This window comes from Pseudomonas sp. RG1 (genome assembly GCF_025910115.1).
Lineage (GTDB): Bacteria > Pseudomonadota > Gammaproteobacteria > Pseudomonadales > Pseudomonadaceae > Aquipseudomonas > Aquipseudomonas atacamensis.
Genome location: NZ_JAPCIK010000037.1, coordinates 52694 through 75105 on the forward strand (window position 1 = coordinate 52694; position 22412 = coordinate 75105).

The 22412-nt window shown below is 60.5% G+C and carries 24 protein-coding genes; 12 read left to right on the forward strand and 12 right to left on the reverse strand.

The window, feature by feature from the left end:
* Positions 1 to 241 precede the first annotated feature (241 nt).
* On the forward strand, positions 242 to 1474 hold the full coding sequence (gene sstT / locus OK411_RS18615) for a serine/threonine transporter SstT (protein WP_110600731.1): 1233 nt from the start codon (positions 242 to 244) through the stop codon (positions 1472 to 1474).
* 217 nt (positions 1475 to 1691) lie between these two features.
* Here sstT and OK411_RS18620 read toward each other — a convergent pair whose 3' ends face one another.
* The gene (locus tag OK411_RS18620; protein WP_264365504.1) at positions 1692 to 2201 is read right to left on the reverse strand and encodes a DUF1993 family protein; all 510 of its coding nucleotides are present in this window, start codon (positions 2199 to 2201) and stop codon (positions 1692 to 1694) included.
* Positions 2202 to 2326: 125 nt separating this feature from the next.
* On the opposite strand from OK411_RS18620, the gene OK411_RS18625 reads away from it, so the two are divergent.
* Complete coding sequence (locus OK411_RS18625) at positions 2327 to 2971, forward strand: YceH family protein (protein ID WP_125927601.1); 645 nt, start codon at positions 2327 to 2329, stop codon at positions 2969 to 2971.
* Positions 2972 to 3103: 132 nt separating this feature from the next.
* Here the strand turns inward: OK411_RS18625 and OK411_RS18630 are convergent, their stop codons facing one another.
* Complete coding sequence (locus tag OK411_RS18630; protein WP_264365505.1) at positions 3104 to 3622, reverse strand: cupin domain-containing protein; 519 nt, start codon at positions 3620 to 3622, stop codon at positions 3104 to 3106.
* A 188-nt stretch (positions 3623 to 3810) separates the two neighbouring features.
* On the reverse strand, positions 3811 to 4629 hold the full coding sequence (locus tag OK411_RS18635) for a shikimate 5-dehydrogenase (RefSeq protein WP_122508131.1): 819 nt from the start codon (positions 4627 to 4629) through the stop codon (positions 3811 to 3813).
* Positions 4630 to 4872: 243 nt separating this feature from the next.
* On the opposite strand from OK411_RS18635, the gene OK411_RS18640 reads away from it, so the two are divergent.
* The 3 genes from OK411_RS18640 (at position 4873) to OK411_RS18650 (ending at position 5963) form a co-directional block, all read left to right on the forward strand.
* Entirely contained in the window at positions 4873 to 5253 is a 381-nt protein-coding gene (locus tag OK411_RS18640; RefSeq protein ID WP_024013471.1) for a hypothetical protein, read from the forward strand.
* Positions 5254 to 5482: 229 nt separating this feature from the next.
* Positions 5483 to 5677 carry a hypothetical protein gene (locus tag OK411_RS18645; RefSeq protein WP_016770691.1) on the forward strand — a complete coding sequence of 65 codons (195 nt, stop codon included), beginning with the start codon at positions 5483 to 5485 and terminating at the stop codon, positions 5675 to 5677.
* Positions 5678 to 5780: 103 nt separating this feature from the next.
* Complete coding sequence (locus tag OK411_RS18650; RefSeq protein ID WP_041477171.1) at positions 5781 to 5963, forward strand: hypothetical protein; 183 nt, start codon at positions 5781 to 5783, stop codon at positions 5961 to 5963.
* Here OK411_RS18650 and OK411_RS18655 read toward each other — a convergent pair.
* The gene (locus OK411_RS18655) at positions 5960 to 7021 is read right to left on the reverse strand and encodes an AI-2E family transporter (protein WP_024013473.1); all 1062 of its coding nucleotides are present in this window, start codon (positions 7019 to 7021) and stop codon (positions 5960 to 5962) included. The genes OK411_RS18650 and OK411_RS18655 overlap by 4 nt on opposite strands.
* A gap of 157 nt (positions 7022 to 7178) precedes the next feature.
* Between OK411_RS18655 and yegQ the strand changes: the two genes are divergently transcribed.
* Positions 7179 to 8507 (forward strand): tRNA 5-hydroxyuridine modification protein YegQ, encoded by a 1329-nt coding sequence (gene yegQ, locus OK411_RS18660; protein WP_264365506.1) that lies wholly within the window; start codon positions 7179 to 7181, stop codon positions 8505 to 8507.
* Positions 8508 to 8729: 222 nt separating this feature from the next.
* On the opposite strand, the gene OK411_RS18665 is transcribed toward yegQ, so the two are convergent.
* The gene (locus OK411_RS18665) at positions 8730 to 9596 is read right to left on the reverse strand and encodes a LysR substrate-binding domain-containing protein (protein WP_264365507.1); all 867 of its coding nucleotides are present in this window, start codon (positions 9594 to 9596) and stop codon (positions 8730 to 8732) included.
* 101 nt (positions 9597 to 9697) lie between these two features.
* Here OK411_RS18665 and OK411_RS18670 point away from each other — a divergent pair, with 101 nt between their 5' ends.
* Positions 9698 to 10600 (forward strand): DMT family transporter, encoded by a 903-nt coding sequence (locus OK411_RS18670; protein WP_264365508.1) that lies wholly within the window; start codon positions 9698 to 9700, stop codon positions 10598 to 10600.
* A gap of 123 nt (positions 10601 to 10723) precedes the next feature.
* Here OK411_RS18670 and OK411_RS18675 read toward each other — a convergent pair whose 3' ends face one another.
* Together OK411_RS18675 and OK411_RS18680 are read right to left on the reverse strand one after the other, a co-directional pair.
* Positions 10724 to 10954, reverse strand: a complete 231-nt coding sequence (locus tag OK411_RS18675) for a hypothetical protein (RefSeq protein WP_071172961.1) — start codon at positions 10952 to 10954, stop codon at positions 10724 to 10726.
* 91 nt (positions 10955 to 11045) lie between these two features.
* Positions 11046 to 11759: a FadR/GntR family transcriptional regulator gene (locus OK411_RS18680; protein ID WP_041477180.1), complete on the reverse strand. Its 714-nt coding sequence runs from the start codon at positions 11757 to 11759 to the stop codon at positions 11046 to 11048.
* 354 nt (positions 11760 to 12113) lie between these two features.
* Here OK411_RS18680 and OK411_RS18685 point away from each other — a divergent pair, with 354 nt between their 5' ends.
* Both OK411_RS18685 and gudD read left to right on the forward strand, forming a co-directional pair.
* Positions 12114 to 13460 carry an MFS transporter gene (locus tag OK411_RS18685; RefSeq protein ID WP_024013478.1) on the forward strand — a complete coding sequence of 449 codons (1347 nt, stop codon included), beginning with the start codon at positions 12114 to 12116 and terminating at the stop codon, positions 13458 to 13460.
* A gap of 25 nt (positions 13461 to 13485) precedes the next feature.
* Entirely contained in the window at positions 13486 to 14829 is a 1344-nt protein-coding gene (gudD, locus tag OK411_RS18690; protein ID WP_264365509.1) for a glucarate dehydratase, read from the forward strand.
* A 151-nt stretch (positions 14830 to 14980) separates the two neighbouring features.
* Here the strand turns inward: gudD and OK411_RS18695 are convergent, their stop codons facing one another.
* Complete coding sequence (locus OK411_RS18695) at positions 14981 to 15853, reverse strand: LysR family transcriptional regulator (protein WP_071172962.1); 873 nt, start codon at positions 15851 to 15853, stop codon at positions 14981 to 14983.
* Between the two features lie 159 nt (positions 15854 to 16012).
* Here OK411_RS18695 and ampC point away from each other — a divergent pair, with 159 nt between their 5' ends.
* Complete coding sequence (gene ampC, locus OK411_RS18700; RefSeq protein ID WP_264365510.1) at positions 16013 to 17179, forward strand: class C beta-lactamase; 1167 nt, start codon at positions 16013 to 16015, stop codon at positions 17177 to 17179.
* Positions 17180 to 17468: 289 nt separating this feature from the next.
* Here ampC and OK411_RS18705 read toward each other — a convergent pair whose 3' ends face one another.
* The 4 genes from OK411_RS18705 to OK411_RS18720 all read right to left on the reverse strand — a co-directional run bounded on the left by OK411_RS18705 (position 17469) and on the right by OK411_RS18720 (position 20151).
* A complete protein-coding gene (locus OK411_RS18705; RefSeq protein WP_016775365.1) occupies positions 17469 to 18032 on the reverse strand; it encodes a DUF4174 domain-containing protein in 564 nt (187 codons plus the stop codon).
* Between the two features lie 186 nt (positions 18033 to 18218).
* Positions 18219 to 19004 carry a sulfite exporter TauE/SafE family protein gene (locus OK411_RS18710; protein ID WP_039763409.1) on the reverse strand — a complete coding sequence of 262 codons (786 nt, stop codon included), beginning with the start codon at positions 19002 to 19004 and terminating at the stop codon, positions 18219 to 18221.
* 150 nt (positions 19005 to 19154) lie between these two features.
* On the reverse strand, positions 19155 to 19781 hold the full coding sequence (locus OK411_RS18715; protein WP_264365518.1) for a hypothetical protein: 627 nt from the start codon (positions 19779 to 19781) through the stop codon (positions 19155 to 19157).
* A complete protein-coding gene (locus OK411_RS18720; RefSeq protein WP_264365511.1) occupies positions 19774 to 20151 on the reverse strand; it encodes a hypothetical protein in 378 nt (125 codons plus the stop codon). Before OK411_RS18720 ends, OK411_RS18715 begins: the two co-directional genes overlap by 8 nt.
* Here OK411_RS18720 and OK411_RS18725 point away from each other — a divergent pair.
* Together OK411_RS18725 and OK411_RS18730 are read left to right on the forward strand one after the other, a co-directional pair.
* Positions 20150 to 21298, forward strand: a complete 1149-nt coding sequence (locus OK411_RS18725; protein WP_264365512.1) for an aldose epimerase family protein — start codon at positions 20150 to 20152, stop codon at positions 21296 to 21298. The two genes, OK411_RS18720 and OK411_RS18725, sit on opposite strands and share 2 nt — an antisense overlap.
* Before the next feature lie 281 nt (positions 21299 to 21579).
* The gene (locus tag OK411_RS18730; protein WP_217878536.1) at positions 21580 to 22401 is read left to right on the forward strand and encodes an aldo/keto reductase; all 822 of its coding nucleotides are present in this window, start codon (positions 21580 to 21582) and stop codon (positions 22399 to 22401) included.
* The last annotated feature ends 11 nt before the right edge of the window (positions 22402 to 22412 follow it).

Sequence of the window (22412 nt, forward strand, 5' to 3'; positions counted from 1 at the left end):
AGGATGGCGAAGCTTAACAGACTGCGTCCGCACTGAGTTGCCCAAAACTGCCGATCTGCCGGGCCGATCCGGTGGCAGATCGTCACAGGCCTGAAGGTTCACGCCTACGCTGTGATAAAGTCCGCGCCCTGAAAATCGTACAGCTGTTCAACGTGCCGTTTGGCGGCGTTGATGTCACTTCGACAGGCGTTTCGTGACTGCCCACGACGCTTCGCACCCTATAAAAAACAGAGATGCCGTTATGACCGCTTCATCCCCTTCGTTACTGCAACGCCTGAAACGCCTGAGTCTGGTGACCCAGATCGTCATTGGTCTGATCGCCGGTATTGCCCTGGCCCTGATTGCACCGGAGCTGGCGAAGTCCACCGCGTTCATCGGCAAGGTGTTTGTCTCGGCGTTGAAAGCCGTGGCGCCGATTCTGGTGTTCGTGCTGGTGATGGCCTCGATCGCCAACCACAAGCACGGTCAGGAAACCCACATCCGCCCGATCCTGTTCCTCTACCTGCTGGGTACATTCAGCGCTGCGGTGGTGGCCGTGGTCGCCAGCATGGCGTTCCCGTCGAATCTGGTGTTATCGACCGAGAACGTTGCCGTGACTGCGCCCGGCGGCATCGGCGAAGTCCTGCAAAGCCTGTTGCTCAGCGTCGTCGACAACCCGGTCAGCGCGCTGATGAATGCCAACTTCATCGGCATTCTGGCCTGGGCGATCGGCATGGGCATTGCCATCCGCCACGCTGGCGACACCACTCGCGAAGTGCTCGGTGACTTGTCCAACGGCGTCACCGTGATCGTCCGTGTGGTCATTCGCTTCGCGCCGCTGGGCATCTTCGGCCTGGTCGCGTCGACATTGGCCACCTCCGGTTTCGGCGCGCTGCTCGGCTACGCGCACCTGCTGGCGGTGCTGCTGGGCTGCATGCTGTTCGTCGCGCTGGTGATGAACCCGCTGATCGTGTTCTGGAAGCTGCGCCGCAATCCGTACCCGCTGACCCTGATGTGCCTGCGCGAAAGCGGCATCACCGCGTTCTTCACCCGCAGCTCGGCGGCGAACATTCCGGTCAACCTGGAATTGAGCAAGCGCCTGGGCCTGCACGAAGACACCTACTCGGTATCGATCCCGCTGGGTGCGACCATCAACATGGCCGGTGCGGCGATCACCATTACCGTGCTGACCCTGGCGGCGGTGCACACCTTGGGCATCGCTGTGGACATTCCGACCGCAATCCTGCTCAGCGTCGTCGCAGCCATTTGCGCCTGTGGTGCTTCGGGTGTGGCCGGTGGGTCGCTGCTGCTGATTCCGCTGGCGTGCAGCCTGTTCGGCATCCCGAGCGAGATCGCCATGCAGGTCGTGGCGGTGGGCTTCATTATTGGCGTGCTGCAGGATTCGGCGGAGACCGCGCTGAACTCGTCGACTGACGTGCTGTTTACCGCGGCGGCTTGCCTGGGCGAAGAAGAGAAGGCTCAGCGTACGGCGTAACCGCCTTACCTTGTGGAAGCGACCCTGCTCGCGAAAGGGCCGAGACATTACAGATCGTTCCCACGCTCTGCGTGGGAATGCCTCAACGGACGCTCCGCGTTCGGCTCTGAATGGGACGCAGAGCGTCCCGGGCTGCATTCCTTTGCTGCGCGTGGGAACGATCAAACAAAAGCCCGCCAAGGCGCGAACCTTGGCGGGCTTTTTCGTATCGGGGTGTTTAGAACGCGCCCATGTAATCGCGCTTGCCCACTTCAACACCGTTATGACGCAGCAACGCATAGGTGGTGGTGACGTGGAAGAAGAACTGCGGCAAGCCGTAAGTCAGCAGATACGCCTGACCACTGAACCGCTTCTCTTTCGGCGTGCCCGGACGGGTGACGATTTCGATGCCTTCCTTGCCATCGATCTGCTCTGGCTTGATCTCGCCAATGAAGGCCAGGACCTTGGCGATCAACGCTTGCAGCTCGGCGAAGGTGGTTTCAGTGTCGTCGTACTTCGGCAGGTCGACTTCGGCCAGACGCGCCGACACGCCTTTGGCGAAATCCACGGCGATCTGCACCTGACGCACCAGCGGGAACATGTCCGGGTACAGACGCGCTTGCAGGAAGACGCTCTGGTCGATGTTTTTCGCGCTGGCGTGGGCTTCGGCCTTTTTCAGCACATCGCTCAGGGCGTTGAGCATTTGTTGAAAAACCGGGACGGATGCGGCGTACAGTGAAATGGTCATGGCAATCTCATGTGATGGCTGGGTAATACGTGGTGGCGATTATAGCCATGCTTGATGAGCACACGGCTTGCCTTTTGTTTGGCAAGGATTAGGCTAGGCGGCTTCGACTGCAGAGGGAACGCGCGATGAGCAACGAACAAGAATCCACCTCCGACCAGCCACGGCTCAATGCCACGGAAATCCGCATTCTCGGTGCGCTGATCGAAAAACAGGCCACCAGCCCGGAAACCTATCCGCTGACCCTCAACGCGCTGGTGCTGGCCTGCAATCAGAAAACCAGCCGCGAACCGGTAATGAACCTCAATCAGGGCCAGGTCGGCCAGAGCCTGCGGGCGCTGGAGGGGCGTGGTTTCACCCGGCTGGTGATGGGCAGCCGTGCCGACCGCTGGGAGCACAAGGTCGACAAGGCGCTGGAACTGGTGCCGGCACAGGTGATTCTGACGGGTTTGATGTTTCTGCGCGGTCCGCAGACCGTCAACGAACTGCTGACCCGCAGCGGACGCATGCACGAGTTCGAGGACGCCGAGCAGGTGGTTCATCAGCTTGAACGGCTGATCGCACGCGGTCTGGCGGTATTGATTCCGCGTCAGGCCGGGCAGCGTGAGGATCGCTACACCCATGCCTTGGGCGATCCGGCGGATATCGAGGCGATATTGGCGGCGCGGCAGAATCCTGGGGAGCGCTCGAGCGCTGGCGTTTCCCTGGAGCGTATCGAGGAACTGGAAGCGCGGATCGCCGCACTGGAAGAACGCCTGGCCCGCCTCGAATAATCACAACAGAACCTCTGTGGGAGCGAGCCTGCTCGCGAAAGCGTAGTGTCAGTCACCACGACCTCGAATGACCTGCCGCCTTCGCGAGCAGGCTCGCTCCCACAGGGTCTGCGCGATATTCAGCTGCCCGCTTCATTCCCCATCCCAATAATCCACTCCATCCACCTGCCGCGCGACAGCGACAAAGCCCGAGGCATTGCCGTCGGCATCCACCGTGAAATTATCCATCACCGCATACTTGTTCGAGTCCGGATACTCGCAGATCTCCGGCTGCTGCTGAGTGCTCACCGCCAGATAACTCAGTTCGCCCGCGCTGGTATTGATGATCTGATGTGCCTTCTCGGGTCCGCCCGGTGGGCAGGCGATCACATCACCGGCGCGGATCGGAAAACGCTCCCCTCCCAAGCGCACCTCGCCCTCCCCGGCCACCACGTAGAACATCTCCTCATTGACCCGATGGCTGTGGAATGGACTGCCGCGCATGCCAGCTGGCAGTGCATACAGGCGATAACCGAGTTTCTGCGCACCGAGTTGCTGGCCGATCCGCGCGAAACGCTGCTGATAACGCGCGGCGGTTTCGCCTTCAGGGGCCAGGGCTTCGGGAAGGGCTTCGAGTTCGACCTCGTTGAGGTTGAGGATGGGCGGATGCATGGGCGGCCTCGGTTATGGTTTTTGTGATGGGCACGTCTGTGCGTGCTGGCGAGGATTATAGATAGTGATCCAGAACCGCAGCGCGGCCTTCGCGAGCAGGCTCGCTCCCACATTCAATCGCATTCCAGCTCAACCTGTGGGAGCGAGCCTGCTCGCGAAGCGGCCAGACCCGCCACCACAAAACTCAATCAGCTACGCGCAAAATCCACCGCCGCCGCAAACTGCGCCTCATTCGGCCGCACCCCGGTGTACAGGACAAATTGCTCCAGCGCCTGAATCGCAATCACCTCAAGCCCGGTGATCACTCGCTTGCCCTCGGCCCGCGCCCGCACGATCAGCGGCGTTTCCGAAGGGATCGCCACCACGTCGAATACAGTCTCAGCCGCTTTGATCACTTCAGGCTCGAACGCCAGTTGCCCCGCCTCCGGCCCGCCGTCCATGCCTACCGGGGTGACATTGATCAGCATCTGCGGGCGCTCGTCACCCAGCTCGGCCTGCCAGCGATAACCCAGCGAATCCGCCAGGGCGCGGCCGGCGCGCTCGTTACGGGCGACAATCAAACCGTTCTTGTAGCCACCATCGCGCAGGGCGCTGGCCACCGCTTTGGCCATGCCGCCGCTGCCACGCAGGGCGAAGGTCGAATCTTTCGGCACCGCGTGGCTTTCCAGCAATTGCGCGACGGCGATGTAATCGGTGTTGTAGGCCTTGAGGTGGCCGCCAGTGTTGACGATGGTGTTGATCGACTGGATCGCCGCCGCCGACGCGTCCAGCTCATCGACCAGCGCAATGCAGGCTTCCTTGAACGGCATCGACACGCCGCAGCCGCGAATGCCCAGTGCGCGAATGCCGCCGACCGCGCCGGTCAGGTCCTGGCTGCTGAACGCTTTGTAATAGAAATTCAGGCCCAGCTGTTCATACAAATGGTTGTGAAAACGCAGACCGAAATTCCCCGGGCGCCCGGACAGGGACATGCACAGTTGGGTGTCTTTGTTCGGGTTCATCTGCATGAAACTTCTCCTTCAAACGCACTTTCGGATGGACGGGATTGGCCAGCCCACCGGGTTCTGAATCATCATTGGGGCTTGTTTGTGGCGCCGCGCAGCCGGGTAAAGAAGCCGGTACAGACCTTACACAAAATTTACCCAGCGGCTGTGCTGAATTTTGCAAATTTGCTGTCTTAGCTGTATCCCCGCGACAACTGTGGGCCTGATTCAGGCCGCGGCGCCGGGTCGAAGAACCGAGGACTTATCATGATTCGTAAACTTCCCATCATGGCTTTGTTGATTGGCGCACTTGCCGTCACCGGCCAGGCTGAAGCGGGTGGTGGCCATGGCTGGCAGGGCCCTGCAGTGTTTGGCGCGATCGTCGGCTCGGCCATCATCGGCTCGGCACTGATCAATCAGGATCGGCCGGTGTATGTGCAACAACAACCGGTTTATGTGCAGCCGCAACCGGTCTACGTGCAGCAACCGCCGCCACCGGTCTATTACCAGCCGGCGCCGGTGTATGTACAACAACCGGTCTACGTGCAGCCAGCCCCCGTCTATTACGGCCCGCCTCGTGGTTATTACGGTCGGCCCCACGGTTACTATGGCGGCCCACACGGCTACTACGGCGGTCCACGCTGGTAAGCGCAACACAGAGCCCTGCTTTCGAGCAGGGCTTTTTTATGACCGCTGGTCGGCCCACGTCTGAAAAAATCGCGCCAAGGTCGCTGTGAGGACAGTCCGACCAGCTAAAGTCGGCATGATGGAATCGACCGTCGGGCTTTTTTCATCGAACGGTCACCGCTTTGTCATGACGGAACCGCAATCTGAATCCGTCCGTAAACAACAGATCGATAACAACAAGGACGACTGTATGCCCACACAAAACCCGCACCGCATCGTCGGTCTGTGCACCTCGAGCAAGGTGTACAGCGCACTTACCGAGCTCAAGCATCTGGAAGGCCATCGCTGCGCCAAGCTGCTGTCGCTGCTCGCCGAAAACCTCGTGCACAAGGGCCTGCTCAATGAGCGCGAAGTCATGCACATGCTCGATCAAGTGGTGGAATGACGCCAGACCTCACTGGCATCAATGACCACTATCGAAAGCGTTGATTGTCCGTCGTGCCGGCAAATCCCTAAGGTAGCCCCATCAGTTTGATGGAGGTTTTCCCATGGCACAGGTTCAAATCATGTCGGTGATCGGCAGCGCAGTTCCCGCTTCGCTGCGTGCATCCGGTTTGCTCGCTTGCTGGTATCTGGTGCGCGATGGCGAGCCGATCAGCGGCCCGCTCACCTCGTTACCAGCAGCTCAGGCCTTGTCGCAACAGGTCGCCAGCAGCACGTTTCACGCTTAAGGCAGTTGCACCTTGGGCTTGGTCTCGACGAACAGCGCCCAGCTCGACAGGAACAATGCGGCAATCAGCGGCCCGATCACAAAGCCGTTGAGGCCGAAGACCGCGAGGCCGCCGAGGGTGGAAACCAGAATCAGGTAATCAGGCATCTTGGTATCTTTGCCGACCAGGATCGGGCGCAGCACGTTGTCGACCAGGCCAATCACGAATACTCCGAACAAGCCCAGCACCACGCCCTGCCAGATCATGCCGCTGAGCAGGAAGTACACCGCCACCGGCGCCCAGACAATCCCCGCGCCCACCGCTGGCAACAGCGACAGAAACGCCATCAGCACCGCCCAGAGCAACGCGCTGGGAATGTCGAGAAACCAGAAAATCAACCCGCCCAGCGCGCCTTGGGTCACGGCCACCACCACGTTGCCTTTGACCGTGGCGCGCACCACGCGGTTGAACTTCAGTTGCAGGCGGCGCTTGTGGTTTTCTTCCAGCGGCACGGCAGTGCGCATCTTGCGCGCCAGCTCAGGGCCGTCACGCAGAAAGAAAAACAGCAGATACAGCATGATGAAAAAGCTCACCACGAATTCGAATGTGCCCTGGCCGAAGCTGAACGCCTGAGTCGCCAGCGCCTGGCTGCCCTGCATCGCCGCTTTGACGATCTTCTCGCGCAAGCTGTCGAGTTCGCCCATGCCAAAGCGGTCGAGCAAGTGCTGAAAGTACGGCGGCAGGCTGTGCTTGAACTGCGCCAGATACGCAGCGATGTCCAGCTCGCCGCTTTCAATGTTCTTGTAGACCGTCGCGCCTTCCTGCACGAGCAGGATGCTGACGATGATCACCGGCAGAATCGCGATCACCAGGCACAGGCTCAAGGTGCAAAGCGACGTCACGTTGCGTTGCAAGCCGAACTTCTGCTGCAACCTGCGCTGTACCGGCGCAAACAGAATGCCGAGGATGACAGCCCAGAACACCGCGCCGTAAAACGGCAGCAGAATCCAGATAAAGGCCACCGTGACCAGCACCAGCAGCACTGTCAGGGATTTGAATTGCAGACTCTTTTCGTTCATATCCGGTCCATGTCAGTCAGGCGTCACGCACGCCCGCCCCACTTAGTCAGCCGCCGAGCGCGCGAGTGCCATGTTTATTTCATGGAGCATAGATCCAGATCAATAAACCCTCGCAACAGCTGCCCTACCCTGCGCGGCTTTTGCGACCGACACCCAAATGCAGACTCTCATCGCCCCCGAGCTTCTCGCCCCCGCCGGCACCCTGAAAAACATGCGTTACGCCTTCGCTTATGGCGCCGATGCGGTCTACGCCGGCCAGCCGCGCTACAGCCTGCGGGTGCGCAACAACGAATTCGACCACGCCAACCTGGCGCTGGGCATCCGTGAGGCGCAGGCGCAGGGCAAGCGCTTCTACGTGGTGGTCAACATCGCCCCGCACAACGCCAAGCTGAAGACGTTTCTCAAGGATCTGGCGCCGGTGATCGAGATGGCCCCGGATGCGCTGATCATGTCCGACCCGGGCCTGATCATGCTGGTGCGCCGGCATTTTGCGCAGATGCCGATTCATCTTTCGGTGCAGGCCAACACGGTGAATTGGGCGAGCGTCGAGTTCTGGCAGCAACAGGGATTGAGCCGGATCATTCTGTCGCGCGAATTGTCGCTGGAAGAGATCGGCGAAATCCGCGAGCAGGTGCCGGGCATGGAGCTGGAAGTGTTCGTGCACGGCGCGCTATGCATGGCCTATTCCGGGCGCTGTCTACTCTCCGGCTACATGAACAAGCGCGATGCCAATCAGGGCACCTGCACCAACGCCTGCCGCTGGAAGTACACGGCGCAGGAAGCCACGGAAAACCAGCTCGGCGAGATCGTCCAGACCTTTCAACCCGAGCCGACGCTGGGCCTCGGCGCACCGACCGATCAGGTCTTTCTGTTGCAGGAAGCCAACCGCCCCGATGAATTGATGCCGGCCTTCGAAGACGAACACGGCACCTACATCATGAACGCCAAGGACCTGCGCGCCGTGCAGCATGTCGAGCGGCTGACGCGCATGGGCGTGCATTCGTTGAAGATCGAAGGCCGGACCAAATCGCACTTCTACTGCGCGCGCACCACCCAGGTATATCGCCGGGCGATCGATGATGCCGTGGCCGGGCGCGAATTCGATCGCAGCCTGATGCTGGATCTGGAATCGCTGGCCCAGCGCGGCTTCACCGAAGGTTTTCTGCGCCGCCATGTGCACGACGAATATCAGAACTATCAGCACGGCAGTTCGGTGTCGGAGCGACAGCAGTTCGTTGGCGAGCTGACCGGCGAGCGCCGGGATCGCCTGGCCGAGGTGAAAGTGAAGAATCGTTTTGCCGTGGGCGATCATCTGGAACTGATGACGCCCAAGGGCAATTTCCATTTTGATCTGCATGAATTGCAGAGTGTCAGCGGCCAAGCGATCGAAGTGGCGCCGGGGGACGGGCATACGGTGTACGTGCCGATACCGGATGCGGTGGATTTGCGCTTTGGGTTGTTGATGCGGGATTTGCCGCGGACCTGAATCCCCTCACCCTAGCCCTCTCCCAGAGGGAGAGGGGACTGATCGGGGGATATTTCAGAGGTACGCTGACCTGAACGGGGACCGCTGAAGCCGCAAACTACACAGCGCTGGTTGTGCTCGTGAATCCATAATCGGCTCGGACTTTCAGGTCGATGTCTGACGCAAGACACCTCGGTCGACCCCCTCTCCCTCCGGGAGAGGGCTGGGGTGAGCGCCGCTTTTCTATTGGGCAAACTCCTCACGCAACATCCCTACAAACGCCTCGCGCGCCGGGTGCACACCGGCGTTTTCATGCCAGTAAAACAAATTCTCGATCGCCATCAGTTCAGCGAACTCGTAACCCTCGCAGCCCGCGCCTTTGGCGTACTGCTCGAACACGCCCCTGGGCACCAGCGCCACCCCGGCACCGGCGCTGACGCAGCCGACAATCGCTCCGTAACTGGCCAGACTGACAATCGGCAGCGCCTGCCCTCGGCGCAGCAACCAATGCTCAAGTGCCGCGCGGTATGGGCAACCCGGTGGCCACATGAACAGGGTTTTGCCTTGCAGATCCGCGATGTCACGCACCGGGCCGAATGAAGTCGAGGCGATCAGTAACAATTCCTCTCGATACATCGGCGTGCGTTTGAGCTGAGCACGTTCGACATCTACCGCCACGATCGCACCATCCAGGCGATGGTTGACGGTGTCGTCGAGCAACTGGCTCCAGGTGCCGGTGGTAAGTTCCAGTGCCACTTGCGGGTAGCGCTTGTGGAATTTCGCCAGCAGGCGCGGCAAGCGCCCGGTCGCCGAAGACTCGATGGCGCCGATGCGCAGCGGTCCGGACGGCTCGGCGGCCGGGTCGAGCGCGCGTTTGGCTTCGACGGTCAGCGCCAGAATCTTTTCCGCATAAACCAGAAAGGTCTGCCCCGCCGGGCTGATGCGCAGTCCGCGCCCCTCGCGCAAGAACAGCGCCACGCCCAACTCGGCCTCCAGCGCTTTGATCCGCGCAGTGATGTTCGACGGCACGCAGAACAGCTTTTCGGCGGCCCGGGCAATGCTGCCGACCTCGGCCACAGTCTTGAACATGCGGATTTGCGCCAGCTCCATAATCATCACTCCGAGTGAACAGTCGACGCAGTATAAGTCAGTTGTGGCGAATGATCGGGCGCCCGGATACTCGGCGCATCCACTGCCTTGGTGCCTCGATCATGACTTCCACTTCTACCTGCAAAATCATCCTGGCCATGGCGTTTGTCATCGGCTGCTGGGGTTATTCGCCCACCGGCATTCATCTCGGCTTGCAAGCATATGAGCCCGGACATCTGGCCTTGCTGCGTTTTCTGCTGGCGTCGCTGTTGATGGCGCTGATCGCAATTTTCAAAGGCATTCGCCTGCCGCAGTGGCGCGATGTGCCGTTGCTGGTTGCCTTGGGCTTCTTTGCCGTCAGCCTGCATCACGTCGCCCTGAACATCGGCCAGCAAGGCATCAGTGCCGGGGCTTCCAGCGTGCTGGCGCAGTCGAGCCCGTTATTCAGCACGCTGCTGGCGCGGTTTGTGTTCAAGGACCGCGTCAGCATCTGGCGTTGGGGTTGTGTGCTGCTTGGATTTGTCGGCGTGGTGATCGTAGTCAGCGGCGACAAGGGCCTGGGCTCTATCAATGCCCATGGCTTGTTGATCTTGTTGGCGGCGCTTTCCTGGAGCATCTATTTCGCCCTGCAAAAGCATCATGCGCGGCGCTACGACGGTTTCAGTCTGGGCTGCTACGCGGTGTGGTCGGGGACGTTGCTGTTGCTGATTTATCTGCCGGGGCTGGCTGACGCCGTGATGCACGCGCCGCCGCGTGCGCAGTGGGCGGTGCTGATGCTGGGGGTGTTTCCCAGCGCGCTGGCGTATCTGGCCTGGGGTTTCGTGCTCAAGCATGTGGACTTGAGTCGGGCGACGATGACCTTGTATCTGATACCGCCGACCGCCATGGGAATTGCGTCGTGGGGACTGGGTGAACGGCCGACGTTGATGGTACTGATGGGGGCGATGGTGGTGTTGATCAGTGTGTTGGCATTGAATCTGGAGCGTGGGGTTGGCGTCGTTCGGGCAGTTGAGAGCAAGGCTTGAATCTGCTGTGAAGTCGATGCCGTCCTCGCGAGCAGGCTCGCTCCCACAGTGGATGACACAAACTCCCTGTGGGAGCGAGCCTGCTCGCGAAGAGGCCGGCCCACTCAATGAATAATCCAGACCTCAGCGCATATCATCCGACAACGGTGTCGGCTCATCCGCCGGCGGTACATCCTCGTCATCCGGCGGATCCTTCCAGTCATCCGGGCGGTCGGCATCGCTCAGCGGATCGCGCCCCGGGTCCATGCCCGGCGGTGCATCGTGATCGCTCAGGGTCGGCTCGTCGGTGCCGGATACGGGGCGGGTCTGGTCGGTGGGCGCCATGCCACCGGGAACAAGCGAGTCATCAGCCATGCTGCACCTCACAATACTGGCCCGGATTATCCGGGGCGTATTGTTTGGAAGCGCGGGTGCTGAGGGCGTGCGGTCGATCAGACCAGCGGCATCAGCCTTGGGCGATAAAGCGATCACGACTGTTGGTCAGGTGCAGCCACATCGCGGCGCGGGCGGCATCGGCGTCCTGACGCTTGATCGCATTCAGAATCGCCTCGTGTTCCAGATTGGCCAAGTGGCCGAGCTTGCTCAGATCCGCCGCGCCGCGCTCGGCGGCATTCAGGCGATTGCGCGGGATCATCGCACTGCCCAGGTGCTGCATGATCTCGCTGAAACAAGCGTTGCCGGTGGCCTCGGCGATCAGCAGATGAAAACGCCGATCGGCTTCCACGCAACTGTCGTTGTTGGCCAGCAGCCGTTGATAGTCATCCAGCGCCTGACGCATCTGCTGCAACTGCTGCTCACTGCGCCGCTGCGCCGCCAGTGCAGCCGCTTGCGTCTCCAGACCCATGCGCAATTCGAGAATGCTGCGCACACCGAGCGCCGTATCGACGTTCAGGCGCAGGCCCTGCTCCGCTGCGCGTTCGATCACGAAAGTACCGATGCCATGGCGCGTCTCGACCAGCCCCGAGGCCTGCAACTTGGAAATGGCCTCGCGCACCACCGTGCGGCTGACCCCGTGCTCCTGCACGATGGAGTTCTCCGAAGGCAGCTTGTCACCGGGCGACAGTTGTCCGAGCAGGATGCTCTGGGTGAGCTTTTCCACCAGGTCATGAGCGAGGTTGTGCGTGCGTTTGCGCGCGGGCGCGTCGAGGTCTTCTTGCATGATCGGTTCCGGTGATCGGGGCTTGCCGATCGTAGCACTGCGGGATGACGGTTGAGATGGATTTTAGCGGTCGACGGGCTATCAACTTGTATGACAACACTCAATTACGTCGAATATCTTCGATAGCCAGCCATCACGCATCACCATTCATATCTCAAAAAGGCGCTGCGCTCGACTGGCGAAATACTCAATGAATACGAGCTAGAAACCGGTTTTCGCATAAAAAACCGAACAATCAGAAGAATTTGATCGCCCTCCCCACTTGTAGGACAAAAAACCACAGTTGTATGATGTCTATCAACAACGCAGCACCCAGTCCTACCCGCATAAAAATAATCAGTGGGAGAAACACACGTGAAAACCTCCATCTCCGGGATGCAGGACAGCGTCGATCCGACGCTCGCCTCAGCCATCTCCAAAGTCAAACGCCACGTCCTGCCGCTCTTCGTGATCATGTTCATCGTCAATTACATTGACCGGGTGAACATCGGTTTCGTCCGCACGCACATGGAAACCGATCTGGGCATTGGTGCTGCCGCCTACGGCTTCGGCGCCGGGCTGTTCTTTATCGGTTACGCGCTGTTCGAAGTGCCGTCCAACATGCTTTTGCAGAAAGTCGGCGCACGCATCTGGCTGACCCGCATCATGTTCACTTGGGGCATAGTCGCCGCCTGCATGGCGTTCATCCAGAACGAAACCCACTTCTATATCCTGCGCTTCCTGCTCGGTGTCGCCGAGGCCGGGTTCTTTCCCGGGGTGATTTATTACTTCACCCGCTGGCTGCCCGGCGTCGAGCGCGGCAAGGCGATCGCGATCTTCCTCAGCGGCTCGGCCGTGGCCTCGCTGATCTCCGGCCCGCTGTCCGGTCTGCTCCTGCAGATCAATGGGCTGGGCATGCACGGCTGGCAATGGATGTATTTCATCGAGGGGATGTTCTCGGTGTGCCTGTGCGTGTTTGTCTGGTTCTGGCTGGATGCCAAACCCCACGACGCGAAATGGCTGAGCCGCGCCGAACAGGATGCGCTGGTCAGCGCCATCGACGACGAGCAAAAGGCCCGCGAAGCCGCGACGCCGATCCGGCCGTCGCTGGGCAAACTGCTCAAGGACCGGCAGATCATTCTGTTCTGCCTGATCTACTTCTTCATTCAGCTGACCATTTACGCGGCGACTTTCTGGCTGCCGAGCATCATCAAGAAGATGGGCGAACTCAGCGACGTGCAGGTCGGCCTGTTCAACTCGATTCCATGGTTGCTGTCGATCGTCGGCATGTATGCCTTCGCCTCGCTGTCGGCGAAGTGGAAACATCAACAAGCTTGGGTCGCCACTGCCCTGTTGATCGCCGCAGCGGGGATGTTCATGTCCACCACTGGCGGGCCGATCTTTGCCTTCGTCGCGATCTGCTTTGCAGCGCTGGGTTTCAAATCCGCCTCGTCGCTGTTCTGGCCGATTCCCCAGGCTTATCTGGATGCACGCATCGCGGCGGCAGTGATCGCGCTGATCAACTCGGTGGGCAACCTCGGCGGCTTCGTCGCACCGACCACCTTCGGTCTGCTGGAGCAGCACACCGGCTCGATCCAGGGCGGCCTCTATGGTCTGGCCGCGACCTCGATCATCGCCGCAATCATTGTCTTCGCCGCGCGCACCACGCCGAAACCCGCTGCTGAAAAGGCTGTGGCCGACGCCGCGCCGAAACACGCCTGACTACGTCTCGACAAGGAAAACAACAATGACTGTTCATGACACCGCCAAAGCTCCGATCATCACCGACATGCAGGTCATTCCGGTGGCCGGTCACGACGGCATGCTGCTCAACCTGAGCGGCGCCCACGGGCCGTTTTTCACCCGTAACATCGTCATCCTCAAGGACAACGCCGGCCACACCGGCGTCGGCGAAGTGCCCGGTGGCGAGCGCATTCGCCAGACCCTGGAAGACGCGCGCAATCTGGTGGTCGGCAGCCCCATCGGCACCTACCAGAAGATCCTCAATCAGGTGCGCCAGACCTTCGCCGACCGCGATGCCGGCGGCCGCGGCCTGCAAACATTCGACCTGCGCATCACCATTCACGCGGTCACCGGCCTGGAGGCCGCCCTCCTCGACCTGCTCGGCCAGCATCTCGACGTGCCAGTGGCGGCGCTGCTCGGTGAAGGTCAGCAACGCGACGAAGTGAAGATGCTCGGTTATCTGTTCTACGTCGGCAATCAACACGAAACCGATCTGGCCTATCGCAGCGAACCGGACGCCGACAACGACTGGTTCCGTGTGCGCCACGAGAAAGCCATGACCGCCGAAGCAGTCGTGCGTCTGGCCGAGGCGGCGCACGCCAAGTACGGTTTCAAGGATTTCAAACTCAAGGGCGGCGTGCTCAGCGGCGATGCCGAAATCGAAGCGGTCACAGCACTGGCCGAGCGCTTCCCTGAAGCGCGAATCACCCTCGATCCGAACGGCGCCTGGTCGCTGAAAGAGGCGATTCGTCTGTGCCGCGATCAGCACCACGTACTCGCCTACGCCGAAGACCCGTGCGGTGCCGAAAACGGTTATTCCGGGCGCGAAGTCATGGCTGAATTCCGCCGCGCCACCGGCCTGAAAACCGCGACCAACATGATCGCCACCGACTGGCGTGAAATGGGCCACGCGATTCAGTTGCAATCAGTGGACATCCCGCTGGCCGACCCGCACTTCTGGACCATGCAGGGTTCGGTACGCGTCGCGCAGATGTGCCACGAGTGGGGCCTGACCTGGGGCTCGCATTCCAACAACCACTTCGATATTTCCCTGGCCATGCTCACCCACGTCGCCGCCGCCGCACCCGGCGAGATTACCGCCATCGACACCCACTGGATCTGGCAGGACGGTCAGCGCCTGACCAAGGCACCGTTGCAGATTGTCGATGGTCTCGTGCAGGTGCCGAAAAAACCCGGGCTGGGCGTGGAGCTGGACATGGATCAAGTGGCCAAGGCCCACGAACTGTACAAAGGCATGGGCCTCGGCGCGCGGGATGACAGCGTGGCGATGCAGTTCCTGATTCCGGGGTGGAAATTCGATAACAAGCGGCCGTGTCTGGTGCGGTGAGAAAAATCGAGGATTAAAGCCCGGCCCTGTAATTCAACTGATAAACCTGTGGGAGCTGGCTTGCCAGCGATAGCGGTGGGTCAGCCAGCATCAATGTTGGCCATTGCGACCCCATCGCTGGCAAGCCAGCTCCCACAGGGAATGAGGTGAATCAGGCAGAAACTTGCAGCAACCACGCCTTGAACGCTTTCATCGCCACCGTTTCCGCTCGCGACTGCAACCGCGTCAGCCAGTAACTGCCGGTGGTGATCTCGATCGCAAACGGCTGGCAGATCGCATCTGCCGCCAGTTGCCGGGCGAACATCAGCGGCGGCGCCAACGCCACGCCGCCGCCCTGCAATGCGGCTTCCATCATTGCCAGCGACGAATCGAACACGATGCTTTGCGGTGGCGCGGCCTGCGTCGCCAGGCCCGCTGCGTGAAACCACTCCGGCCATTCATCGGTGCGATAGGAACGCAGCAAGGTCTGCTGCAACAGGTCCGCCGGCGTGTGCAGTTGCCGGGCAATCTCCGGCACGCACAATACCGACAACGGCGCATCGAGCAAGCGTGTCGCCTCGATGCCATGCCAGGCGCCAGCACCGAAACGAATGGCGTAATCCAGTCCTTCCGCCGCCACATCCACCCGGTTGTTATTGGTCGACAGACGTAAATCTATAAGCGGATGTTTCCCCCGAAAGTCCGCCAGCCTCGGCAACAGCCAGCCCACGGCAAAAGTGCCCACCGCGCCGACCGTCAACATGTCGCGATACTGCCCACCGGCCAGACGCTCGAGCATCTGCGCAATATGATCGAATGATGTGCTGAGTACCGGCAGCAAGGTTTCGCCTTCACTGGTCAGCATCAGCCCACGGGGCAGGCGTTTGAACAGGGTCAGGTTGAGTTGCGCTTCCAGGCTTTTGACCTGATGGCTCACCGCCGCTTGTGTCACGCACAACTCGACGGCAGCACGGGTAAAACTCAAATGACGTGCCGAGGCTTCAAATGCGCGCAGAGCGTTGAGCGGCAGTTGCGGTCGAATCATGCGTTGCCCCAAATTTTTCTAATGGCTCATGCGAGTTTTCATCGTTTGTCGATGGCCGGCGAAGTGCCTAAATTGGCCGCGCTGATCGGCCGTCCGATGAAAAATCACCCGCAGTGTAGCGGGATACACCAATCGACACTCATGGAGAGTGATTCAATCATGTGTTCCTTAAAACCTAGCAAGGTCTTTTCCTACAGCGCTTTCGCACTGTTCGTCGGCAGCGTTGCCTGTCATGCCGCAACGCCGACGGATGCGCAATTGCAGGCACTGGTCAGCCAAGCCGTCACCCCGGTCATGCAGCAAAACAACATCCCGGGGCTGACCGTAGCGATCACCCTGAATGGCCAAGCGCATTACTTTAACTACGGGGTCGCCGCTAAAGACACCGCACAAAAGGTCAGCGAAAACACCCTCTTCGAAGTCGGCTCGGTGAGTAAAACCTTCACCGCCACCCTCGCCGGTTACGCCCAGGCCACAGGCAAACTCGACCTGTCGAGCATGGCCAGCCAACTCTGGCCGGAGCTCAAGGGCAGCGCCTTCGACAACATCAGCGTGCTGCAACTGGGCACCTACAGTGCAGGCGGACTGCCGCTGCAATTTCCCGCTGAGGCGGATTCTTCCGACAAGATGCTCGGCTATTACCAACAGTGGAAACCGCAGTTTCCCGCCGGCAGCCATCGCCTGTATTCCAACCCGAGCCTGGGCCTGTTCGGCTACCTGACGGCGAAAAGCCTCGGCCAGCCATTCGACCAGGCTATGACGCAAACCCTGCTGCCGAAACTCGGCCTTCAGCACACCTTCCTCAGCGTACCGTCAGCGCAGTCGAAGCTTTATGCCCAAGGCTACGACAGCGCCGACCAACCGGTACGCGTCAGCCCCGGCGCCCTCGACGCCGAAGCCTACGGCATCAAAACCAGCGCCGCCGACCTGCTGCGATACGTCCAGGCACAGCTGCAACCGGCCAGCCTTGCGCCTGATCTGCACCAAGCCATCGCCAACACCCACATCGGCTATTACCGCGTCGGCGACATGACCCAGGGCCTGGGCTGGGAACGCTACGCCTACCCGATCAGCCTGGAAAGATTGCAAAACGGCAACTCGACCCCCATGGCCATGGAACCGCACAAAGTCGAATGGCTGACTCCACCGCAAGCTGAACCGGCCAATGTGCTATTCAATAAGACCGGTTCTACACGGGGCTTTGGCGCGTATGTGGCGTTCGTGCCGTCGCGGGACATGGGCATCGTGATTCTGGCCAACAAGAACTACCCGAATGCCGAACGGGTGAAGATTGCGCATACGGTTTTCGCGGCGTTGGCGGATTAGGAGTGAGAGATCGTCCGATCGCGGCCCGAGCCTGCGGCAGCTTCTACAGGATCGGGTTTTCACTCGGTTAACGTTGGAGGTGTCGCAGGCTGCAACAACTTTCGATCAGAAGATGACTTGTGGGAGCGAGCCTGCTCGCGAATGCGCTCGATCAGTCACCTTTCAGCGCCTGAAAAACCGCTTTCGCGAGCAGGCTCGCTCCCACATTTGAACTGTGTATTTCACAAAAAATGTGGGAGCTGGTTTGCCAGCTCCCACAGGGATTTTGCTTCACTCACGCAACGCGCAATCAATCATCCGGCATCTGCGGCGGTTTGCTCGGTTTCGCCGGTTTGCTGCCCTTCGCGCCTTTGGCCGGTTCCGGCTCGGTGGCGGCAGGCGTTTGTGCGGCGGCGGCCGCAGCGGCGGCTTCTTTTTCGGCCATGGGCATGGCGTCGATGGTTTCGAAGATTTTCGCCAGGCTCAATGCCTTGGCTTCATCACCCGAGGCGGAGAGCTTGGTTTCGCCGTCCTTGCCCACCAGGAACACTTTGGGATAAGCGCCGGCACCGAGCTTCAGCGAACGCAGCAGGGCCATGGTGTCCTGCTGGCCCATGTCCTTGCCGTCGAGCTGTCCGGACATGCTGAGGATGGTGTAGACCTTGATGTTGCGGTCGGTGACGCCCTTTTTGTTGGCCGGATCTTCCAGCGACTTCTTCAGGCTCAGCCAGACCGGGTCGACAGTGCTTTGCGCAATCACGATCAGCGGGCGGGCGCGGCCCACGTCCCCGGCCAGGGGTGAATCGCTGTCGGCGGCGAACAGGGGGCCAGCGATTGCCAGCAAGAGGGTCAGGGTCAGGGACCTGATGAGCATGCGCATCTCCTTTTGATATCCACGCACTACTGATTGCGCATCGTGGCGATTGTTCCGGCGGCGTCTGGCAAAAAGGCATTGCCCTGTCAGAAGCTTAGGTCAGGGAGCGCTTTGCGCAACATGACGCAAGCGATCATCGGCAAATCCCTACGGCCGCTGCATTGGAAGTGTTTTCTCCAGGCTGAATCAGAACGCCAACTTATAACCAATCAACACCAGCATCGTCGCCAGGCATGGGCGCAGGACTTCGTCGGAGATGCGTCCGGTCAGGTGGCTGCCGAGCCAGATGCCGGGCAGCGAGCCCATCAACAGGAAGCCCAGCACGCCCCAATCCATGTTGCCCATGCTTGCGTGGCCGAGGCCGGCGACGAGGGTCAGGGGTACGGCGTGGGCGATTTCGGTGCCGACCAGGCGGCGGGTTGGCAGCAGTGGGTAGAGGATGAACAAGGCGACGGTGCCCAGTGCGCCGGCGCCGATCGAGGTCAGGGCGACCATGGTGCCGAGGATCAGACCGGTGATCACCGTCATGATATTCAGGCGCGAACCGCTCGGGTTGTAGTTGCCACCCGCGCGTTTGTGGGCGAATTCGAGCAAGCGTTTCTTGAAGAAGATTGCCAGGGCGGTGGCGAAGAGGACGAAGCCGAGCGCCTGTTTGATGATGGCGTTCATCGCGTCCGGCGCGGTGTGCAGGGTGCTGAGGAACCACAGGGTCATGGCCACCGCCGGCACGCTGCCGAGGGTCAGCCAGCCGGTGATCGCCCAGTCGATGTTCTTGTTCTTCCTGTGAACGAGGACGCCGCTGGATTTGGTGATCGCAGCGTACAGCAGATCGGTACCCACCGCCGTCGCCGGGTTGATGCCGAACCACAGCAGAATCGGCGTCATCAACGAACCGCCGCCGACACCGGTCATGCCTACGATAAACCCAACCACCAGCCCGGCAATCACCAGGCCGAAATTTGCCAATTCCATTCAAACGTCCAGAAAACGACAGGAAAATCTGGCCCGCAGCATAGCGATTTTTCTTATAACCACATATATCGATGCGGTCTATCGTTATGCCATATCGAATTCACCGCAGATCCCACAGTGGATCTTTGCGCTACAGCAAACCTGCAAGGCTCACTGCACCGGCAGGAAATTCAAGAACAGCAGGCTCTGCGCGTAATTCAGGCCGATCCTGCGATAGCGCTCATCGAGCATCTGCGTGAGCAGATCCAGGCGCGCGACGATTTTGCTGAATTCGGTGGCGAAGCTGAGGTTGCTGCCCTCCTCCGAGATTTCGTTGGAGAACAGCAACGGCTGGCCTTCCTTGTTTTGTCGTTGCGACAAAATCCACATGGCTTTTTCGATGTTGCGCGCGGCGTTGTGCACGAACGTCGGGTTGATCGCGTCGGTCATGTAGAACTCGGTGCGATTGCCGTGGGCGGTAACCAGCATGCTGCCGATCGCATAGATGAAGGCGCCGACGCGGTCGCCGAGGAATTCCGGACTCATCGCATAGCTCAGCGCCGCCAGGTCCTTGCGCCCGCCCAGCACGGGCAATGGCTGCTGTTGCTCGACAGCGAGACGCACCTGTTTCACGGCGGCGTTGACGGTGAGGAAGCCGGATTTGCGCAGTTCTTCCGGGTTGCGCAGGTAAAGCTTGCCCATCAATCGATAGAGGCTGTCGAGGTTATCGCGCATCGCCAGGGTGGCCATGCGGTCGACGCTGGTCTGCAGAAATTCCTGCGGCTGCCCTTCACGTATCTAATTGAAGAATCCGTTGCCGTTCTGGTGGCTGCAGCCGCTGAGCAACAGCGACAACAGGCAGGCCAGCAGCAGGCACGGGCGGCGGTGAGCGGCGGTGATCAGGGCAAAAACACTCGGCATGAAATCTCGGACAGGCACATTCCTGTGCGGCGGGAGTCACCGCATCCTGGCCATGCATAGAGCCGCCGATTGCGAAAAAGTGCAGTGCCCGGGCGGTTAGCCGACCTTCGGCGCTTTTCGCCATATCAATTAGTCGGACTTTATATTTGCCAACAGCGGTAAATCCGCTATAAATCTTCTGCGAAATATTCAATAGCCTGACTAATTGCGTTTTCTCAAAACAACAACAAAAAGGAAGGTCAACCATGCTTCAATCCCGTCACCTGCTCTCCGGCCTCGGACTGTCCCTGATGATCGCTACCCTTTCCGCCAACGCGGCGGGCCTGACCGCCGAACACAAAGCCTTCGGCAAAACCAATGACGGCACGCCTGTCGAACAGTACATCCTGCGCAACAGCCACGGCATGCAAGCCACCGTCATCACCTACGGCGCGACCCTGCAAGCGCTGAAAGTCGCTGACAAACACGGCAAGTTCGACGACGTCGTCTTGGGTTTTGACGATGTGCAGGGCTATCAGAAAGGCACCGCGTACTTCGGCGCGACCATCGGCCGCTTCGGCAACCGCCTGGCCGAAGGTGCTTTCGAACTCGATGGCAAGCGCTATCAAGTGCCGCAGAACGACAAATCCAACGCCCTGCACGGCGGCCCCGAAGGTTTCGACAAGAAAGTCTGGAAGGCCAGGGAAACCAAGGACAAGGATTCGGTAGGCGTGACCCTGACCTACCTCTCGACCGACGGCGAGATGGGCTTCCCGGGCAATCTGACCACCGAAGTCAGCTATCGCCTGACCGACAACAACGAACTGCGCATCGACTACAAGGCCAGCACCGACAAGCCGACCGTGCTCAACCTGACCAACCACAGCTACTTCAACCTGGCCGGTGCCGGCAATGGCGATATTCTCAAGCAAGTCGCCATGATCAACTCCAGCCATTACACGCCGGTCACCGCGAAACTGATCCCGACCGGGGAGCTGGCGCCTGTCGCCGGTACGCCGATGGACTTCAGCAAACCGACGGCGATCGGCACGCACATCAAGGCTGATCATCCGCAGCTGAAATTCGCCGAGCCGAAACAGGGCGGGTTCGATTTCAACTGGGCGCTGGACACCAAGGGCGATGTCAGCAAGCTCGCCACCGAAGTCAGCGACCCGCAATCCGGACGCGTCCTGCAACTGTTCACCAGCGAGCCGGGCGTGCAGTTCTACACCAGCAACTTCCTCGACGGCACGGTCAAGGGCAAGGGCGGCAAGGTCTATCCACACTGGGGCGCATTCACCCTCGAGACCCAGCACTACCCGGATTCGCCGAACCAGCCGGACTTCCCGAGCACGCGGCTTGATCCGGGGCAGACCTATGCCCATAGCGTGATCCTCAAGTTCTCCGCCAAGTAACCTGCCATGCCCCCCCTGTGGCGAGGGGATTCATCCCCGTTGGGATGCGAAGCAGCCCCAAAAACCTGCAATAGAACGCTGTCTGATACAGCGCGTGTTGCCGGATCGGGGCTGCTTCGCAGCCCAGCGGGGATAAATCCCCTCGCCACAAATCCCCTCGCCACAAGATCTCCTGACCACAATTGATCCGGTTTCATCCTCGACTCCCCCTTCCTTCCGGGAACCCTTGCTCTATCCTGCTGCCCACTAAAGATATCGACTCTTTAAGGCAGGAGGTTTGAATGCGTACCCTTGAGTTGGCCGGCGTGCAGGTTCCCGTGATTGGCCAGGGCACTTGGCGCATGGGCGAGGATCGTTCGGCGCACAGCCGTGAAGTGGCGGCGCTGCGCACCGGCATCGAGCTGGGCATGAGCCTGATCGATACCGCTGAGATGTACGCCGAGGGCGGTGCCGAAACGGTGGTCGGCGAAGCCATCGCCGGTCTGCGCGATCAAGTCTTTCTGGTCAGCAAGGTCTACCCGCACAACGCCAGCCGCCAGGGCATCCCGCAAGCCTGCGAGCGCAGTTTGCGTCGGCTCGGCACCGACTACATCGATCTGTATCTGCTGCACTGGCGCGGTCAGTATCCGCTGGAGGAAACCGTCGAAGCCTTCGAACGCCTGCGCGAGGACGGCAAGATCGGCCGTTGGGGGGTGTCGAATTTCGATGTCGACGACCTCGAAGAACTGTCCAGCTCGGCCTGCGCCACCAATCAGGTGTTGTACAACCTCGAGGAGCGCGGCATCGAATTCGATTTGCTGCCGTGGTGCCAGCATCAGCGCCTGCCGTTGATGGCGTACTGTCCGATCGGCCAAGGCGGCGCGATGCTCGCCGAGCCGGTCCTGCAAGACATTGCCAGCCGTCACAACGCCACTCCAGCGCAGGTTTCGCTGGCGTGGATCCTGCGTCAGGACGGCGTGATTGCGATTCCCAAAGCTGTGCGCCCGGAGCATGTGCAACTCAATGCCGAGGCGGCCCGGTTGCAACTGGACGCCGGGGATCTGGCGGCGCTGGACAAAGTGTTCCCGGCGCCACAACGCAAGCAGCGCCTGGCCATGGTCTGAGCTGCCGACTG

Bases quoted from the DNA above. Each gene is read 5' to 3' on its own strand.
- sstT (WP_110600731.1), top strand. From the start codon at position 242: ATGACCGCTTCATCCCCTTCGTTACTGCAACGCCTGAAACGCCTGAGT.
- OK411_RS18620 (WP_264365504.1), bottom strand. From the start codon at position 2,201: ATGACCATTTCACTGTACGCCGCATCCGTCCCGGTTTTTCAACAAATG.
- OK411_RS18625 (WP_125927601.1), top strand. From the start codon at position 2,327: ATGAGCAACGAACAAGAATCCACCTCCGACCAGCCACGGCTCAATGCC.
- OK411_RS18630 (WP_264365505.1), bottom strand. From the start codon at position 3,622: ATGCATCCGCCCATCCTCAACCTCAACGAGGTCGAACTCGAAGCCCTT.
- OK411_RS18635 (WP_122508131.1), bottom strand. From the start codon at position 4,629: ATGCAGATGAACCCGAACAAAGACACCCAACTGTGCATGTCCCTGTCC.
- OK411_RS18640 (WP_024013471.1), top strand. From the start codon at position 4,873: ATGATTCGTAAACTTCCCATCATGGCTTTGTTGATTGGCGCACTTGCC.
- OK411_RS18645 (WP_016770691.1), top strand. From the start codon at position 5,483: ATGCCCACACAAAACCCGCACCGCATCGTCGGTCTGTGCACCTCGAGC.
- OK411_RS18650 (WP_041477171.1), top strand. From the start codon at position 5,781: ATGGCACAGGTTCAAATCATGTCGGTGATCGGCAGCGCAGTTCCCGCT.
- OK411_RS18655 (WP_024013473.1), bottom strand. From the start codon at position 7,021: ATGAACGAAAAGAGTCTGCAATTCAAATCCCTGACAGTGCTGCTGGTG.
- yegQ (WP_264365506.1), top strand. From the start codon at position 7,179: ATGCAGACTCTCATCGCCCCCGAGCTTCTCGCCCCCGCCGGCACCCTG.
- OK411_RS18665 (WP_264365507.1), bottom strand. From the start codon at position 9,596: ATGGAGCTGGCGCAAATCCGCATGTTCAAGACTGTGGCCGAGGTCGGC.
- OK411_RS18670 (WP_264365508.1), top strand. From the start codon at position 9,698: ATGACTTCCACTTCTACCTGCAAAATCATCCTGGCCATGGCGTTTGTC.
- OK411_RS18675 (WP_071172961.1), bottom strand. From the start codon at position 10,954: ATGGCTGATGACTCGCTTGTTCCCGGTGGCATGGCGCCCACCGACCAG.
- OK411_RS18680 (WP_041477180.1), bottom strand. From the start codon at position 11,759: ATGCAAGAAGACCTCGACGCGCCCGCGCGCAAACGCACGCACAACCTC.
- gudD (WP_264365509.1), top strand. From the start codon at position 13,486: ATGACTGTTCATGACACCGCCAAAGCTCCGATCATCACCGACATGCAG.
- OK411_RS18695 (WP_071172962.1), bottom strand. From the start codon at position 15,853: ATGATTCGACCGCAACTGCCGCTCAACGCTCTGCGCGCATTTGAAGCC.
- ampC (WP_264365510.1), top strand. From the start codon at position 16,013: ATGTGTTCCTTAAAACCTAGCAAGGTCTTTTCCTACAGCGCTTTCGCA.
- OK411_RS18705 (WP_016775365.1), bottom strand. From the start codon at position 18,032: ATGCTCATCAGGTCCCTGACCCTGACCCTCTTGCTGGCAATCGCTGGC.
- OK411_RS18710 (WP_039763409.1), bottom strand. From the start codon at position 19,004: ATGGAATTGGCAAATTTCGGCCTGGTGATTGCCGGGCTGGTGGTTGGG.
- OK411_RS18725 (WP_264365512.1), top strand. From the start codon at position 20,150: ATGCTTCAATCCCGTCACCTGCTCTCCGGCCTCGGACTGTCCCTGATG.
- OK411_RS18720 (WP_264365511.1), bottom strand. From the start codon at position 20,151: ATGGTTGACCTTCCTTTTTGTTGTTGTTTTGAGAAAACGCAATTAGTC.
- OK411_RS18730 (WP_217878536.1), top strand. From the start codon at position 21,580: ATGCGTACCCTTGAGTTGGCCGGCGTGCAGGTTCCCGTGATTGGCCAG.